At 68.8% G+C, this 13,881-nt stretch carries 10 protein-coding genes; 7 read left to right on the forward strand and 3 right to left on the reverse strand.

The genetic code is table 11. From position 1 onward, the window contains the following. Nucleotides 1-737 precede the first annotated feature (737 nt). Nucleotides 738-4,535, forward strand: a complete 3,798-nt coding sequence (locus tag PX52LOC_RS38490; protein WP_149115055.1) for a response regulator — start codon at nucleotides 738-740, stop codon at nucleotides 4,533-4,535. A 25-nt stretch (nucleotides 4,536-4,560) separates the two neighbouring features. Here PX52LOC_RS38490 and PX52LOC_RS38495 read toward each other — a convergent pair whose 3' ends face one another. Together PX52LOC_RS38495 and PX52LOC_RS38500 are read right to left on the reverse strand one after the other, a co-directional pair. Then, nucleotides 4,561-5,403, reverse strand: a complete 843-nt coding sequence (locus PX52LOC_RS38495) for a c-type cytochrome domain-containing protein (protein WP_149115056.1) — start codon at nucleotides 5,401-5,403, stop codon at nucleotides 4,561-4,563. Nucleotides 5,404-5,479: 76 nt separating this feature from the next. Further along, nucleotides 5,480-6,445, reverse strand: a complete 966-nt coding sequence (locus tag PX52LOC_RS38500) for a metallophosphoesterase family protein (RefSeq protein WP_149115057.1) — start codon at nucleotides 6,443-6,445, stop codon at nucleotides 5,480-5,482. Nucleotides 6,446-6,633: 188 nt separating this feature from the next. Between PX52LOC_RS38500 and PX52LOC_RS38505 the strand changes: the two genes are divergently transcribed. From PX52LOC_RS38505 to PX52LOC_RS38525, 5 genes are all read left to right on the forward strand, one after another. Then, the gene (locus PX52LOC_RS38505; RefSeq protein ID WP_246173604.1) at nucleotides 6,634-7,164 is read left to right on the forward strand and encodes a sigma-70 family RNA polymerase sigma factor; all 531 of its coding nucleotides are present in this window, start codon (nucleotides 6,634-6,636) and stop codon (nucleotides 7,162-7,164) included. Then, complete coding sequence (locus PX52LOC_RS38510; RefSeq protein ID WP_149115058.1) at nucleotides 7,161-7,904, forward strand: anti-sigma factor family protein; 744 nt, start codon at nucleotides 7,161-7,163, stop codon at nucleotides 7,902-7,904. The genes PX52LOC_RS38505 and PX52LOC_RS38510 overlap by 4 nt, the downstream gene beginning before the upstream one ends. Nucleotides 7,905-8,142: 238 nt before the next feature. Further along, the gene (locus PX52LOC_RS38515) at nucleotides 8,143-9,351 is read left to right on the forward strand and encodes a serine/threonine-protein kinase (RefSeq protein WP_218575242.1); all 1,209 of its coding nucleotides are present in this window, start codon (nucleotides 8,143-8,145) and stop codon (nucleotides 9,349-9,351) included. Next, a complete protein-coding gene (locus tag PX52LOC_RS38520) occupies nucleotides 9,297-11,942 on the forward strand; it encodes a WD40 repeat domain-containing protein (RefSeq protein ID WP_149115060.1) in 2,646 nt (881 codons plus the stop codon). Before PX52LOC_RS38515 ends, PX52LOC_RS38520 begins: the two co-directional genes overlap by 55 nt. Continuing rightward, the gene (locus tag PX52LOC_RS38525) at nucleotides 11,939-12,523 is read left to right on the forward strand and encodes an ECF-type sigma factor (RefSeq protein ID WP_149115061.1); all 585 of its coding nucleotides are present in this window, start codon (nucleotides 11,939-11,941) and stop codon (nucleotides 12,521-12,523) included. The genes PX52LOC_RS38520 and PX52LOC_RS38525 overlap by 4 nt, the downstream gene beginning before the upstream one ends. Nucleotides 12,524-12,663: 140 nt before the next feature. Here the strand turns inward: PX52LOC_RS38525 and PX52LOC_RS38530 are convergent, their stop codons facing one another. Further along, nucleotides 12,664-12,984 carry a DMT family transporter gene (locus PX52LOC_RS38530; protein WP_149115062.1) on the reverse strand — a complete coding sequence of 107 codons (321 nt, stop codon included), beginning with the start codon at nucleotides 12,982-12,984 and terminating at the stop codon, nucleotides 12,664-12,666. 155 nt (nucleotides 12,985-13,139) lie between these two features. Between PX52LOC_RS38530 and PX52LOC_RS38535 the strand changes: the two genes are divergently transcribed. Continuing rightward, on the forward strand, nucleotides 13,140-13,874 hold the full coding sequence (locus tag PX52LOC_RS38535) for a C40 family peptidase (RefSeq protein ID WP_149115063.1): 735 nt from the start codon (nucleotides 13,140-13,142) through the stop codon (nucleotides 13,872-13,874). Nucleotides 13,875-13,881 lie beyond the last annotated feature (7 nt).

A 13,881-nucleotide genomic window follows, 5' to 3' on the forward strand; every position in this document is an offset into this window, starting at 1 on the left:
CGTCGTGGCGAAATTGAGGGGGTCCGTTCGCTCGCGGAGAGTCTTCGGCCCGACTTCGCTGCCGGCCGGCAAGCCCTAGTTCACCTCGATCAACTCACGTTGGCGGCGGGCGTCCCGCTCGGTCGGACCGGTCGTCTCGCAGCCAGACAAGGCGACCAAGGCGAGGCACGCCGTCTGAAATCGTCGCAACATAAACAGACTCCCGCGGACAGGCGGCCGGGTATGCCGCCGGCCGCCGTCGGCGTCAATGCCGCACCGGATTGCTTCGGTGCCTACGGCGTGCGGCATTCAGCCGAACGAGAGGAGTGCGTGAAAGAGGTGATCACAGAACACCACCGATCGACAGCGAAAACGCAACGCCGCCATTCTCGGCCGACCGACGGCTCCCCCCGCCGGGGTCGGTCATCACCCGCGCGTACAAGGGGTCGACCTCCGGCCTAGAAAATCGCGGAAAATCCATCTCTAACGGTGTAGTGTTAATTACACCGAATGCGTTGAAGTGTTCAACTCGGCGAGTGGAGCCTCCTCCGCTCTCGGCCGCCGCGAAGTGGAGCGATTTGTCCGCCACGATGTCGCAACCCCTGCCTATGCGTTATGCTTGGGCAGACAGCCACCAATGAACTCGACGACAGCTATGGGTTTCCGTCCCGATTCGGAACTTCCGCAAGTCGATTGATCTTCATTCCTGGTCACCAGGCCAGGAAGGTCCGTCGCGTTGATCTTCTCCAGGGTCGATCATGATCACCCCATCCCACCCCCGCTTCCTCGCAGGGTTTCGGCGATCCTCACAAGCCGCTGCCGCGGGGGCGGTCCTGATCGCTTGCCTCGTGCTGGCCGGATGGGCCTTCGACATCGGAACCCTGCGGAGTACCTTCCCCGGCCTGACCGCGATGAACCCGGGTGGGACGGCGGTTGCCTTCCTCTTGAGCGGCGTGGCCCTCTACGCACGGACGAACCGGGCGAGGGGGGCTCGGCGACTCGGCGTCGTCTGCGCCGCGGGCGTGCTCCTGATCGCCTTGCTCCGTCTCGGGGGTTACCTGATCGGGTGGGACGGCGGCCCGGACCAACTCCTGTTCCGGGCCGCGCTCGACCGGGAAGCCCTTCGAACCGGTCACGCCAACCGGATGTCCCCGAACACGGCGGTGGCCTTTCTTCTGGTCGCCGTTGCCCTACTCCTATTGGACGTTCGGACACGCCGGGGCTTGCGGCCGGCACAGGCGTTGGCCCTGGCGGTGGCCTTCCTGGCCCTCCTGTCGCTTCTCGGGTACGCCTACAGCGAACAGACCCTTACCGGGGTAGCGGGGTTCAAACCGATGTCCCTCAACAGCGCGTTGGGGCTCGCCCTGCTGAGCGGCGGTCTCCTCTGCGCACGCCCCGACCAGGGTATCATGGCGGCCATCACAAGCGTCGGGGCCGGCGGTGTCATGGGGCGACGGCTACTCCCCGCGGCGGTCCTCATTCCGGCGGCGATCGGCTGGGTGTGGTGGCTCGCCCAGCGCGCCGAGGTCGTCGATCATCAGGCATTGGGTTTGCCACTGTTCGTGCTCGGTAACATCGCCTTCTTCACGGCGTTGGTCTGGTGGAGCGCCGTGTCGCTGGACCGGATGGACCGGGCGCGGTGGCGGGCGGAGCGACTGCTGACCACCCAGAACACCGCGACCGGGGTGCTGGCGGACCAACCTAGGCCGGCCGACGCCATCCCGAAGATCCTCCAGGCGGTGTGCGAGAGCATCGGCTGGGAGGTCGGCGGCATGTGGCGGGTGGACCCACGGGACAACCTCCTCCGCATCAGCCACCTGTGGACTCCCGCCGCCCACGGGGGCGAGTTCGCGGCCACCTGCCGGGGGCTCACACTCCCCCCCGGAGTTGGGCTGCCGGGCCGCGTCTGGGCCGACGGCAAACCCGCCTGGATCCGGGACATCGCCGAGGATTCCAACTTCCCGCGGGCGCACGCCGCGGCCCAGGAGGGGTTGCACGCGGCGTTCGCCTTCCCGATCACGGTCGGCGGAGAAACGCTGGGCGTCATGGAGTTCCTCACCCGCGACGTCCAACCGCCGGACGGAGACCTGCTCAGGATGCTGGCGGCCGTCGGCAGTCAGATCGGCCAGTTCCTGAAGCGGAACCAGGCGGAAGAAGAGGCGACCGGCGAGCGGCACCTGCTCCGAAGCCTCTTGGACAACATCCCGGACAGCGTCTACTTCAAGGACGACCGCAGCCGGTTCATCTGCGTCAGCAAGGCGCTGGCCGAGCGTCTCGGCCTGGCCGACGCGGCCGATGCCGTCGGGAAAGGCGACGCCGACTTCTTCTCGGAGGAACACGCCCGGCCGGCGATCGAGGACGAGCGGGAGGTGATGAAGTTCGGCCGACCGCTGGTGGGCAAGGAGGAGAAGGAGACTTGGGCAGGCCGGCCGGACCGGTGGGTGCTGACCACCAAAATGCCACTACGGGATCCGGACGGGCGGGTGATCGGGACCTTCGGCATCTCCCGTGACATCACCGAGCGGAAAGAAGTGGAGTGTGCGGTGCTTCTGGCGAAAGAGGCCGCCCTGGCCGCCAACCGGGCGAAGAGCGAGTTTCTCGCGAACATGAGCCACGAGATCCGCACCCCGCTCAACGGCATCATCGGAATGACCGAACTCGCCCTCGACACGGAACTGACGACCGAGCAGCGAGAGTACCTGGGGCTGGTGAAGACCTCGGCCGACCACCTGATGACCGTCATCGGCGACATCCTCGACTTCTCCAAGATCGAGGCCGGCAAGCTCGACCTGGAGGCCATCGACTTCGACCTCCGGGACGTCCTCGACGATACCGTTGCCACCCTCGCCACCCGCGCTCACAAGAAGGGGTTGGAACTGGCCGACCACGTCTCGCCGGACGTGCCCTCGGACGTGGTCGGCGATCCCCACCGTCTGCGGCAGGTGGTCGTCAACCTGATCGGCAACGCGATCAAGTTCACCGAGCGGGGCGAGGTGGTGCTCGACGTGTCGGTGGCTCCCGAGGCCCAACCGACCGGCGGAGGGGGCGACGAGTTGCCGACCGCCGAGGTGAGCCTGCACTTCTCCGTCCGGGACACCGGCGACGGCATCGCCCCCGAGCAGCAGCGGAAACTCTTCCAGGCGTTCTCGCAGGCCGACGCCTCGACGACCCGCAAGTACGGCGGGACGGGGCTGGGGCTGGCCATCTCGTCCCGGCTGGTCGAGATGATGGGGGGCCGGATCTGGCTGGAGAGCGAGGTCGGGGAGGGCAGCACGTTCCACTTCACGGCGCGGTTCCGCCTGGCCCAGAATCCGGTGGCCCGGTCGGCCGAGGTGCCCGAGGTCCGGGGGCTGCACGCCCTCGTCGTGGACGACAACGCGACCAACCGGCGCATTCTGCACGAGATGCTGATCGCCTGGGGGATGAAGCCGACGGTCGTCGACGGCGGGGTGACGGCGCTGGCCGCCCTGGACCACGCTCGGAAGGCGGGGGAGCCGTTCGCCCTGGTTCTCTTGGACGCCATGATGCCGGAGATGGACGGGTTCACCCTGGCCGAGCGGATCAAGCAGGATCCGGGTCTGGTCGAGGCCACCCTGATGATGCTTTCGTCAGGCGACCAGCGGGACGACGCGGCCCGCTGCCGAGAGTTGGGGGTCGCCGCTTACCTGACCAAGCCGATTCGGAAGTCCGTCCTCTTCGACTCCATCGTGACCAGCCTCGCCCGGCGAGTCACCGCGGGGCGGCCGGTCGCGGGCGGCCGGCCGGCGCCGCACAAGGCGGCGCGAAGTCTCCGGATTCTGCTGGCCGAGGACAACCTCGTCAACCAGCGGCTGGCGGTCGCGGTGTTGGAGAAGCGGGGTCACCGGGTGGTCCTCGCCGACAACGGCCGGGAGGCGTTGGCCGCCCTGGAGCGGGAGTCGTTCGACGCCGTGTTGATGGACGTGCAGATGCCGGAGATGGACGGGTTCGAGGCGACCGCCGCCATCCGCGTGCAGGACGCGACCGCTGGCACGCACACCCCGGTCATCGCAATGACCGCACACGCCATGAAGGGGGACCGGGAGCGGTGCCTGGCGGCGGGGATGGACGGCTACGTCTCCAAGCCGATCCGGCCCGATGAACTCTTCGCCGTCTTGGACGGGCTCGTCCCCGCCGGTGCCGCTCCCTCGGCCGTCGCTCCGAACGTGCCCCCGCCTAGCCCTTCGCCCTCCCGCTCGGTCCTCGACGTGAAGGCGGCCCTGGAGCAACTGAGCGGGGACGCGGAGTTGCTAAAGGAGTTGGCAGGGATCTGCCTGGGCGAGTGCCCGAAACTGATCGACGCCATTCGTGAGGCCGTCGTTCAGAAGGACGGCCCGAAATTGCGGTTGTCGGCCCACACCCTCAAGGGGTCAGTCGCCAACTTCGGAGCCGCGGAGGTCGTCGCCTGCGCGTGGGAGTTAGAACAGATAGGGCGCGACCAAGCCTGGGCCGGGACGGCTGCGATCCTGGCGAATCTCGACGCGGCCATCGGGGCCCTCCAATCGGCCCTCGCCGAACTGTGCGACGGGGCGGAGTGAGACGAGTCTACAGTCGGCCGCGCCTCTAGTAGTCCAAGAAGTCGAGGCCGCGGGCGAGTAAGCCACCGAGGTGCGCGGTGAGGGCCGTGAGGATCGCTCCGACCGTCAGCAAGAGTCGCAAACCAGGACTTCGGTCGCCCGCGTGGGCGTCGCGCTCGGCCCACACCGCCGTTAGGACCACGATTGCGGCGGTGATCGTGCCAAGCCATCGGTGGGCGAATAAGAGTTGTGGCGACCCCACTCCGTTCCCGGCAGCCGCGAACAGCCAACCCAGCCCGGCCGCCGGAACCGCGGCGACCGCCCCCAACCGCAGGCAGAAACGGACCGTCTCGGACGGGGTCGAACGACGGTGCCAAGTCGCGAGGGCTTCGCAGAACCATGCCGCGAGAATCAGGGCGATCGGGAAGTGGACCAGCATCAGGTGAAACTTGCCGACCCAACGGACGAACCGGTCCGCGGCCTTCAACGGCGTTGATTCTGTGATTTCTTCCTGCGCCGTCGGGGCATCTGCGGAGTCGGCCGGATTGTCCGACGCGCCGGTGGCGATCCAGGTCCGGATGACTTCTTTCTGCGCGGCCGTGAGCGGCCCGTGCGGCGAATCGGACGGCGGCATCTCGTCCCGATTGATGAGCGTCCACAACTCGGATTCGTCGGGGCGAAACGGGATCACCATCTCGGGATTCGCGGCCACCCGCGGCAGGTCGAGGACGTACCCGAACCGCCCCTTCGGCCGCGGCAGGTCCGGGCCGTGGCAGGCCGCACACTTTTGTGCGAAGATCTGTCGCACATCGTGGCCCGCCCCTTCCGCTGCGCTCGCGAGAGGGGCGACGAAAAGGATCATCAGGAAGGGCACCGTGAATCGGTTCATCGCACACCTCAGTGAGAGTTCGTGAAAGGAGGCCGGCGGGGTTGATCCCGCCGGTGTCGGGATGGACAACCGCCGGTCATTGCAGGGTGGAGTCGACGATTGCGAGCGAGCCGCTGTTCTCGGTGAACGAAACGGTCGAGAGGCCGAGTGCGGCCTTGAGTTTTGCCGCAGGCAGATCGCGGATCGGGCCGGGCGTCCCCTTGCCCGGTTCCGATTGCGGGAACGCGGTCGATCGCGCGGTGTGGAACGTCGCCCGGCCTTCGATTTTCTGCATCACCTGGTGGATGTGCCCGTTGAGGATCGTGAGGGAGCCGAACCGCTTCAGGGTTTTCAACGCCCGCTCGGCGTCAGTCGTGCCCCACCCCCACTTCTCGTGGACGGTCCAGAGCGGGACGTGCGCGAACAGGACGATCGGCGTACTGTCCTTGAGGCCGGCCACGTCCTTCTCCAGCCACGCCAACTGCTCGGCCCCGATCACACCGAGGCCACCATCGCCACTGCCCGATTTGGCACTCGCCACGTTCACGAGGCCGATGAAGCGAACGCCGTGGTGGTCGAAGCTGTACCACCCCGTGCCGGTCGTGCCCTTGCCGTAGCGCTTCAAGTACTCTTTGTTCCCGTCGCCGTCGAAGTCGTGTTCGCCCGGCACGTACAGCACTTTCTCGGTCTTCGCCTCCTTGAGCAGTTCCGCCGCGGCGTCGAACTCCTCCGGCTTCGCGAGGTGGGTCACGTCGCCTGTGTGCAAGACGAAGGCAGGGGCGGCCGGTAGGGCGTTGATCCGGGCGATCGTCTGGCGGAGGGTGCCGGCCACGTCCTTGTTCGGGTCGCGGGCGAAGCCGAGGTGGCTGTCGCTGATCTGCACGAACGAGAACGTCGGTTTTGCAATCGGCGTCTGGCCGAGCACACGAGACGTGGGGATGCCACCGGCCACGCTCCACACCAGCCCGGTGCCGACCCACGCCATGCACTTCAGCATCCCGCGGCGGTCGATGCCGTCGCCGGGCAGTTCGTTCGGGAATTCTCGGTCGAAATTGTTCCGCATGTCGCGGTCCTCGAAGGGGTGACGGCCGTCGGCGGTCGTCCCGCCCGGCTCGCCCCTCCCTACCGGCCGACCCGGCGGAAAATTCCCACGAAAAAAATCCGTGACCGCGGGGGAATAAATCCGCCCACCCGTCGGTAGAGTAAGGTGACGGAATCCGCCGATCCGCGACACCCTGACGGGACGAGCCGTTGCACCTGGACCCGGACACTCGGCGGCAGTTCGAAGACCTCACGCTGCCCCACTTGGACGCCGCTTACAACCTCGCCCGGTGGTTGACGCGGGATGACCACGCCGCCCAGGACGTGGTACAGGAGGCGTACCTGCGGGCCGCGAAATACTTCGCCAGCTTCCGCGGCGGGGACGGGCGGCCGTGGCTCCTCGGCATCGTCCGCCGGGCGTCGTTGGACTGGCTGACGAAGCACCGCCAGCGGGACGAGGTGGCCTTCAACGAAGTGGCCCACGACCGCGGGGACGAAGAATCGAACCCGGTTCTCTTGGCAGTTCGCAAGTGGGATCAGGAACTCGTGCGACAAGCCCTGATCGACCTCCCCCGACAGCTTCGCGAAACCGTTATTCTTCGGGAACTGGAAGGGCTGACGTACCAGCAAATCGCGACCGTGACTGAGGTTCCGGTCGGCACGGTCATGTCCCGCCTCGCGAGAGGGCGGCAACAACTTCAGCAGCGGCTGAGCGGCTGTCCGGAAGGGGGAGTGCGATGAACTGCCGGGACGTGTACCAGTTCCTGCACCCGTACGCCGACGGCGAGTTGGACCTCGTTCGGCAACTCGAGGTCGAAGGGCACCTGAGCGAGTGCTCCGAGTGCACCGATCAGGTTGAAAACCTGCGTGCGCTCAAAACCGCTCTGGCACTGCCCTCGCTCTACCACCGCGCTCCGGCCGGGCTCCGGGAGAAACTCCAACTCCCGATCCAGCCGAGTACCCGCAGCCCTCGGCGGACGTACGCGAGACTCGCGGCCGTGGCCGCGAGCGTACTGGTCCTGTTGGGGGCGGTCGCGATGGTCGCGAGCCTCGCGTCCGGCACGACCGCGGACGACCGCCTCGCGGAACGGGTCGTCGCCGGCCACGTGCGGTCGCTCCAAGTCGATCACCTGACGGACGTGGTTTCGTCGGACAAGCACACGGTGAAGCCCTGGTTCCGGGGGCAACTCGACTTCTCCCCGGACGTCCCGGACCTGGCTTCGCAAGGGTACCCGCTGACCGGCGGCCGCCTCGACTACCTGGACGACCGGCCGGTCGCGGCCCTGGTGTACCACCGCCGCCAACACGCGATCAACCTCTACACGTGGCCGGCCACAGACGCCCCAGACCGGCCGGTCCGGGGGCTGAGCCGAAACGGCTTCCACGTCCGTCAGTGGCAACGAGCCGGGATGACCTACTGGGCCGTCTCCGACCTCAACGACCAAGAACTCGACGAGTTCGTCCGCCTCTTCCGGGGGTAATTCCGGTCTTGATCGCCGCGATCCGGCCGGGCCTAAGCCCGACTTCCGGTTCCCGGGGAACCCGCTCGCCCTCGGCGGGAAACTCGACCCGTTCACCCGCGAGCCCGAACTCCGAGCGGCGTGACGGTTTGTTCCGGCCGTCGACGGCGACGAACAAAATTTGCGGAATCGTTGGTGCGATCCGGCTGCCGATTCCGCATAGTGGGGGACGAGCCTCCCCCGCGTGTTGGAGTCAGCCGTGACCGACGAATCGCTCTTCGCCGCCGCCCTCGCCATCGGCAGCCCGGCCGACCGGGCCGCGTTCCTCGACCGAGGCTGCGCGGGCAACCCGAACCTCCGCCAGGAACTGGAGGAACTGCTCGCCGCCCACGGCGCGAGCAACCCCCTCGACCGCTCGCCCGCGGATCTCGCCCGCACCGGCGCGTACGACGCGGCCCCGGACGTCGTCGGCGAGGCCGTCGGGAGCGTCCTTGCCGGCCGGTACAAGTTGATCGAACGGATCGGCGAGGGCGGCATGGGGGCCGTGTTCATGGCCCAGCAGACCGAGCCGGTGAAGCGGCTCGTCGCCGTGAAGGTCATCCGCGAGGGGATGGACTCCCGCCAAGTTCTCGCCCGGTTCAAGGCCGAGCGGCAAGCCCTGGCGATGATGGACCACCCGAACATCGCCCGCGTCCTCGACGCCGGGACGACCGCCGCCGGCCGCCCGTTCTTCGTCATGGAACTCGTCAAGGGCGTGCCGGTCACCCAGTTTTGCGACGACCGCACGCTCTCCCCGCAGGACCGCCTCGCCTTGTTCATCCCGGTCTGCCAGGCGATCCAGCACGCCCACCAGAAGGGGGTCATCCACCGCGACGTCAAGCCCGGCAACGTGCTCGTCGCCCTCTACGACGGCAAGCCGGTGCCGAAAGTGATCGACTTCGGCGTGGCGAAAGCGGCCGGCCAGCCGCTGACCGATCGCACCCTCGTCACCGGGTTCGGCACGGTCGTCGGCACGCCGGAGTACATGTCGCCGGAACAGGCCGAGTTGAACCAGCTCGACATCGACACCCGCAGCGACGTGTTCGCCCTCGGCGTGCTGCTGTACGAACTACTTACCGGCACGACGCCTCTCGATCGGCAGACGGTCGGCAAGGCGGCCCTGCTGGAAGTCTTGCGGATCGTGCGGGAGGAGGAGCCGCCGAAGCCGAGCACGCGGCTGTCGTCGTCCGCGGCGCTGCCGGCGATCGCCGCGCGGCGCGGCACCGACCCGGCCCGGCTGTCGCGGCTGGTGCGAGGCGAACTCGACTGGATCGTGATGAAGGCGTTGGAGAAGGACCGCGGCCGCCGGTACGACACGGCGACGGCCCTGGGGAAGGACGTGCAGCGGTTCCTCGCCGGCGAGACCGTGGAGGCGTGCCCGCCGACGCTCGGCTACCGGCTGCGGAAGGCGTACCGCCGCAACCGGTAGCCGTCGGCGTGGGGTTCGCCTTCGCCGCCGTGCTGCTGGCCGCGACCGGCCTGAGCATCGCCTTCGGCCTGTCGGCCCAGCGGGCCGGGCGGGAAGCCGACGAGCGGCGGGAGGACGCCGATCACAGCGCGCAACTGGCCCGCGACGCGGGGCAGGCGGCCGGGCGGGAGCGGGACGCGGCCCGGGCCGCGCACGCCGACCTACGCCGCAGCCTGTACGCCTCGTCGATGAGTCTGGCCCAGGCCGCGTGGGACAACGACAACCTGCCCCGCCTCATCGAACTGCTGGAAGAACAGCGCCCCAAGACGGGCGAGGAAGACCTACGCAACTTCGAGTGGCGGTATTGGGACCGGCTCGCCCACGCGGCTCGGCGGACCTGGACGTTCCACGCCCACGTCGGCACGGTCGGGGCCGCCCTGAGCGGCGACGCCAGCCGGGTCGGGTACTGGGGGTACGAAGACAACGGCGACCAGAAAGCGTTCCGGGTCCGCGTGAAGGACACGGCCACCGGCCGCGAACTGTTCGACGTGTCGATCCCGCGGAACGGCGCGCCCGGCTTTGTGCAGGACGGCCGGCTCGCCCTCAGCCGCGACGGCCGCCGGCTCCTGTTCTCGTATCGATCGCGGGAGGTGGCTTCTCACGCCTGTCAGGTCCTCGTGTACGACGTGGACGGCGGGCGGATGCTCTTCAACCGAGAAGGCATCTTTGAACAGAAAACGGCCCTCAGTTCGGACGGCTCCCTCGTCGCGGTCCTGAGCCATCCGAAGAAGTTCTCGTTCCAGAACCCCAACTCTGGATGGGACAAGTTGAACGTCTGGGACGTGTCGAACCCGGACCGGCCGGCGGTCGTGATCGAGAACGACGCCGCCGGGTCGGAACTGGCCAACGCGCCGAGCTTCAGCGCGAACGGCACTCGGATCGCGGCGATCGCGCGCACGTCGCGGGCGGGCGTCGTGAGTTCGACGATCCGCGTTTGGAACGCGACCACCGGCCAGAGTGAGGTCAACAATCCGATGGTCGGCGAGGAAGTGGTCGGGATCGCCTTTACCCCCGACACGCAGCGGCTGGCCACCGTCGGGATGAAGTCGCCGGGCAGCGGCTCGAAGGACACGCCGCCGACGTACCTGACGATCTGGCGGCTCACCGCCGACGGGCGGTTCACCGCTCAGCACTCGACCCCGATCTCGCACGTCGTGTCCTCGGTGCCCGCGATCCGGTTTGCGTTCACCGCCGACGGTCGGCGGCTGGCGCTGACGAACGGGTTCCAGCCCGCGCTCGTTCTCGACGTGGAAAACGGCGTGAACCTCCGGGCCGTCAAGAGCACGACCGGGATCGTTGCGGCCGCGTTCACGGCGGACGGCGCCCGCCTGCTGACGACGCGCAACGTGACGGGGAACCAACCGGCGTCGGTCGTGGACGGCACGATCCAGGAGTGGGACGCCGCACCGCCCGCCGCCGCCCGCCGCCGGGACCTGTGGTCCCTCGTGTGGAACCCCGCCCGAACGCGGCAGGCGTCGTTCGATCAGGCCCGATCGGTCGATTTTGAGACCGGCCAACTGGTCGGCAATTCGACGGTCTACGTGAAGGACGCGGCCGGCAAGGAGGTCGTGGCCTTCCGCAAGCACACCGTGCCGGTCCGCGACTTGACCTTCAGCCCCGACGGCCGGTGGGCGTTTTCCGTCTCCGATGAGGAAGCGATCCTCTGGCGACCGGAAACGGGCGAGGTCGGTTGGAAATGCAAGGCGACCGGGTCCACCCGGTTCGTGAACGGGCAGGAGGGCGGCGAATTCAGTCCGGACGGCCGGTGGATCGCTCTCCGGAATGCCGACGACACGCGGGTCGTGACGGCCGGGGATTTGAAGGAAAAGTTCCGCACCGGCCCGGTCGTTCACGCCCGGTTCAGCCCGGACGGCCGGCGGGCCGTCACGTTCCACCGCGGCCCGCTCGGGGCCGACGACAAGGCGATAGCCGGCGAGGTCAAGGTCTGGGACGTGGAGGCCGGCAAACTCGTGGAAACGACGCCCTGGCCTGAAGGGGTCGCGTGGCCGACGGTGTTCACTGCCGACGGGCGATCCTTCGCCGTGGCCGGTCGCACGGCCATCGTTCTCTTCGACACGGCCACGGGGGTCAAGCGGGTCGCCCTGCGGCCGGAGGCGGATCTCGGCCGCGTGGTTTTTAGCCCGGACGGGACGCGGCTGGTCATGGTCCGCCGCGACGGCTTCACCCGGTTCGGCGACGGCACGGGGGCGGCCCCGATCGCGGTCTGGGACACGGCCACCGGCGTTCCGGTCTGTCACTTGAAGGGGCACGCCTCGCCGATTCGCGACATGGTTTTCAGCCCCGACGGCCGGCGGATTGCCACGCTCGGCAGCCCGCGGACGACGCGGTTCGGCGAGCCCCGCGTCTGGGACGCCGCCACCGGCCGCGAGTTGCTGACGCTGCCCGAGCCGGTCGGGGCCGCCACCGGCGGGCGTCTCGCCTTCAGCCCCGACGGCGCCCGCCTCGAATTTCACCCGTCGAAATCGTTCGCTTCCGATGGGTCCGTGACCATTTGGGACGCGACCCCGCGGCCGGAGCCGAAGGCCCCATGAGCGACGTGACGCGACTGCTGGAGGCGGCAAACCGCGGCGACCGCCAGGCTGCCGCGAACCTGTTGCCGCTCGTATACGACGAACTGCGGAAGCTCGCCGCCGCGCGGCTCGCGCACGAGAAGCCGGGGCAAACGCTCGATGCCACCGCCCTCGTCCACGAGGCGTACCTGCGGCTCGTCGGGAGCCAGCGGTTCGAGGGCGGCGGCCACTTCTTCGCCGCGGCGGCGGAGGCGATCCGGCGAATTCTGGTCGATCAGGCCCGCCGCCGGCACGCCGCCAAGCGCGGCGGCGACCGACAGCGGCAACCGCTGGACGCGCACCAGGTCGTCGCCACGGCCCCGGACGAGGAACTGCTCGCCCTGCACGACGCCCTCGACCGCCTTGCGGAACGGCACCCGGATAAGGCTGCGTTGGTGAAACTGCGGTACTTCGCCGGGTTGACCGCGGATCAAGCGGCCGCCGCGATGGGCCTCTCGCCGAGCGCCGCCGACCGGCACTGGGCCTACGCCCGAGCGTGGCTGCGGCGGGCGATGGCTCCAGAGCTACCCCTTCCGCCCGGTGGTGCCACGCCGACGGTATGACCGCGCCCGGCCGAGCGGTCGGCCTACGATTCGAGCCGGCGTGACACGAGTTTTACCCCACGCCCTCCTTGACTCGGCTATTCCCCCACTCCCGATCGGAGTGATCGAGGGTGGGGAAGTACCGTCCCACTCACCTCGGATCATCCTGTGAATTTTAGCCCCGCGACACCGGCCACGATGAGCGACAGGAACACCACCCGCAGCACGGTCGCCGGCTCGTCGAGGATGAGCATGCCGAGCGCGGCCGTGCCGGCGGCACCGATTCCGGTCCACACGGCGTAGGCGGTGCCGATCGGGATGGTCCGCTGGGCCAGGAGCAGCAGCCCCATGCTGCCGAGCATGCAGACCACGGCCGCCGACGCCGGGCCGACGCGAAGCCGGTCGTCAGCCCAGGCGAACTTGATCGACACCGGCCAGCCGAGTTCGAGCATTCCGGCCAGCAGTAGGTAGACCCAGCCCATCCGCTTCCCCCTGCCGACCAGTATCGTCGGCCGAACCCGCACGACCGGTCGGGCCTGCCCGCCGTCCCGCGGTTCGGCTGAGCCGGCCTGAAGTCTGCCCCGCGTCCGGGCTGATGATCTACCGGGCCGCCCGCCACGCCCGAACGGAGACGCATATGCTCGCGCTGATCTTGTCGGCCGTCGCCCTCGCCCCCGCCGGTCTGGGGGCCGATGCCCCCGCGTCGTTCCTCTACCAACCGTCGTACTGCGAGGACCACGTGATCCGACTGCCAGCCCGGCCGTACGACCCGCAGCCCGGCGACATCTTGTTCGCGGCCGATCACTCGCTGTTCTGGATTACCATGCACCGGATCGCCGGGACCAGCCACCCGACCCACTCGGCCATCTTCTTCCGCCGCCCGGACGGGAGGATGGCGATCATCGAGGGCGGCCCGCACGACACCCTCCGCTGCACCGCCCTCGACGCCCTCCCGCACCTGAACAGCTACGAGGCCAAGGGCCGTGTCTGGATCCGCCGACGGGCCGTGCCACTGACGGAATGCCAGTCGGCAGCACTGACCAAGTTCGCCCTGGACACCGACGGCAAGCGGTTCGCCCTCGGCCGGCTGGGCCTACAACTCACGCCGTTCCGCCCTCGCGGCCCGGTCAAGACCGTATTCCTGGGGAAGCCGCACGGCGACCGGCCGAGCTACTACTGCTCGGAACTCGTGACCGAGGCGTGCGTGGCGGCCGGGCTGCTGGACGCGGCCACCGCCCGGCCGTCGGCCACCTACCCCCGCGACCTGTTTATGGACGCCTCGCTCAACCCGTATCTGAACAAGCACCTCAAGCTCGCCCCGGCCTGGGATCCGCCGGCCCGCTGGACGGCCCATCCGATCGCGGGCGAGTGAGCGATCG

It is taken from the genome of Limnoglobus roseus, assembly GCF_008254045.1.
Lineage (GTDB): Bacteria > Planctomycetota > Planctomycetia > Gemmatales > Gemmataceae > Limnoglobus > Limnoglobus roseus.

Excerpts from the sequence above, each read along its gene's own strand:
- PX52LOC_RS38495 (WP_149115056.1), bottom strand. The coding sequence starts at position 5,403 with ATGAACCGATTCACGGTGCCCTTCCTGATGATCCTTTTCGTCGCCCCT.
- PX52LOC_RS38510 (WP_149115058.1), top strand. The coding sequence starts at position 7,161 with ATGAACTGCCGGGACGTGTACCAGTTCCTGCACCCGTACGCCGACGGC.
- PX52LOC_RS38530 (WP_149115062.1), bottom strand. The coding sequence starts at position 12,984 with ATGGGCTGGGTCTACCTACTGCTGGCCGGAATGCTCGAACTCGGCTGG.
- PX52LOC_RS38535 (WP_149115063.1), top strand. The coding sequence starts at position 13,140 with ATGCTCGCGCTGATCTTGTCGGCCGTCGCCCTCGCCCCCGCCGGTCTG.
- PX52LOC_RS38500 (WP_149115057.1), bottom strand. The coding sequence starts at position 6,445 with ATGCGGAACAATTTCGACCGAGAATTCCCGAACGAACTGCCCGGCGAC.
- PX52LOC_RS38490 (WP_149115055.1), top strand. The coding sequence starts at position 738 with ATGATCACCCCATCCCACCCCCGCTTCCTCGCAGGGTTTCGGCGATCC.
- PX52LOC_RS38525 (WP_149115061.1), top strand. The coding sequence starts at position 11,939 with ATGAGCGACGTGACGCGACTGCTGGAGGCGGCAAACCGCGGCGACCGC.